The sequence below is a fragment of the Burkholderia sp. Ac-20392 genome, assembly GCF_017104585.1.
In the GTDB taxonomy this organism is placed as follows: Bacteria; Pseudomonadota; Gammaproteobacteria; order Burkholderiales; family Burkholderiaceae; genus Burkholderia; species Burkholderia lata.
Map to the genome: position 1 here is coordinate 1 of NZ_JAAGPB010000889.1, position 2,187 is coordinate 2,187.

The following is a 2,187-nucleotide window of genomic DNA, read 5'->3' on the forward strand; positions in this document are numbered from 1 at the left end:
AACGCAAAACACACCTTTTCCCTACACCCCGCTCTCCCGATCTGCCCGACGGCACCGCGCCGTTCGACCACCTGCGCGCAACCTTCGACGCACACGGGCTCGCGCTGCACGACATCGCGGTCGAGACGCGCTCGGTCACGACATTGAAAAGCCTCGTCGCGCATGCCGGCTTCCTGAGCTGGATGGCCGAGCCGATGTACGGCGCCGAGCAGCGCGCCGGCACGATCGACACGCTGCCGGTGCGCGAGGTCGTCGCAGTGCGCACGCTCACCGCGTTCCGGCGCCGCCACGGCATCCTGCCGGGGCCGGCCGGCAAGCTGCTCGAGGAACTCGTCGCGTTGACGCGCGAAGGACGCTGACAGCACCTTCCGCATCGGCCGTCCGTTCGCGCCCTCCCCGCCCTGCCCGCACGCGCCGCCGCAGCGCACCATCGAAATGCCGTTTCCCCGCCTTGACTTTCGCTCGCCCGAATACGATCATTCGCTCACACAAAGAGCAAATGATCGTATTCGACAACAATGATCACAACAGGAGACACCGGTTGACGTCCTCCTCCGCCTAAAGGCGGTGGATTCCCACATCTGGCGATGCACGTCCGCATCGGAGAATGTTCAACGCAGCGTTGGTATCTCGATCATGCTCGACACCACAGTCACTGCAGGCCCACTCTCTTACTCGCAGTCCCGCGATACCTTTCGGCCGCGTCGTGCTGTCTTTCGACCCGCACGACGAACAGGACTGGGTCGAACCGCTTTCGTCGACTTCCTCGAACGTGGCACCGTGCGCGATCGCTTTGTAGCGGAGTTTGTCCCGGAAAGACGACCAGGATGCGTCGTAGACGCTCTTCGCCATCCTGGTTCTGGCGAGCTTCGCGGCCGACACGTTGCCGACCGCGATGTAATCGAAACGCCGCACCAGATCGAGCGCGAGCTTGTGTTGGAAATCGGCACGGGCGTTCGCCACCTTGGCGTGCAGCTTCGCGATATGCCGCTTGTGCTTTCGCGCCCGCTGCGCTTTCGCAAGCTTTTCCGCCGCGCGTCGGCCGAACCGGTCATTCGGCAACTTCTCGCCGGTCGAAAGTGTGGCGAAGTCTTTCAGGCCAAGATCGATGCCGACGCCGGAACGGATCGGGCGGGCCTGCACATCCGGCATCTCGATCACGATGTTCAGAAACCAGTTGCCGCGTGCATCCTGCGCAAAGTTGGTTCCGTCCTTGATCTTGCCTCCGGGAAGCGGTCGACTGTTGAACACGCGAAACGTGTTGCCGGCAAAGCGGAACGCATCGCCTTCGCGCTTCAGGTCTCGGCCCTTCATCGGCACCCAGCCGAGCGACTTCCTGCCGCGATAGCGCAGGTAGGGCCGACGGTGCTGACTGCGCGACTTCGCGTATTGCTCGCACGTCGCATTGACCGTGCCGGAGTGAATACCGAGTTCCTTGCTGCTGCCGGTCGTCAGCACGTTCAGGTCGAATCCTGTAGGACACTTCTTGCCCCACTTGAGCGCGTGCTTCTGCGTGTCGTTGCAGAAGTTCCAGACGTAGTTCACCGCACGGCTCTGCTTGTTGAGCAGCCCATTGAGCGACTTCACGCGATAGCGGTAGACAAGGATCATGCCGGTGATCCTAACCCGTGGACGAAGCTGCCTGTCAACAGCACGCCTTTCCTTCCCGCTATCCGCCCCGAAGGAAGTGCCCCTCGGCGAAATGGCGGGGTTTCTCGGAGAAAATTCTGATGACCGAATCGCCCTCCGCCCGCACGCCCGTGCTGCTGCACATCGGCGCGGGCTCGTTTCACCGCGCGCACCAGGCGTGGTATCTGCATCGCGTGAACGCGGCCGTCCCGGCCGACGAGCGCTGGTCGCTGACCGTCGGCAACATCCGCGACGACATGCACGCGACGATGGACGCGCTCGCCGCGCAGCACGGCGCCTACACGCTCGAAACCGTCACGCCGCAAGGCGAGCGCGCGTACGAGACGATCCGCGCGATCACGCGCGTGCTGCCGTGGTCGATCGACCTCGCCGCGCTGATCGACGCCGGGTGGTTCCCGGACGGAATTCACCGGCGCGGCGATCATGCGGCCCGATCGATCCATCGACGCCTACCGGCCGACGGTCGAGCCGATTCTGCAGTTCCTCGAGAGCGAGAGCGGCCGGCAGCCGGGGGACCCGGACAAGGCTGCGCGCCTG

2 protein-coding genes and 1 pseudogene are annotated in these 2,187 nt (G+C 64.2%); 2 read left to right on the forward strand and 1 reads right to left on the reverse strand.

Going from position 1 to position 2,187, the window contains the following annotated elements:
* The coding region (locus tag G3N99_RS39405) for a LysR substrate-binding domain-containing protein (protein ID WP_241012081.1) at nt 1-359 on the forward strand (359 nt) is incomplete at its 5' end.
* 199 nt (nt 360-558) lie between these two features.
* On the opposite strand, the gene G3N99_RS39410 is transcribed toward G3N99_RS39405, so the two are convergent.
* Nucleotides 559-1,611: an RNA-guided endonuclease TnpB family protein gene (locus tag G3N99_RS39410; protein ID WP_174941415.1), complete on the reverse strand. Its 1,053-nt coding sequence runs from the start codon at nt 1,609-1,611 to the stop codon at nt 559-561.
* A gap of 119 nt (nt 1,612-1,730) precedes the next feature.
* On the opposite strand from G3N99_RS39410, the pseudogene G3N99_RS39415 reads away from it, so the two are divergent.
* Nucleotides 1,731-2,187: pseudogene (locus G3N99_RS39415) on the forward strand (hypothetical protein); the annotation flags it as partial.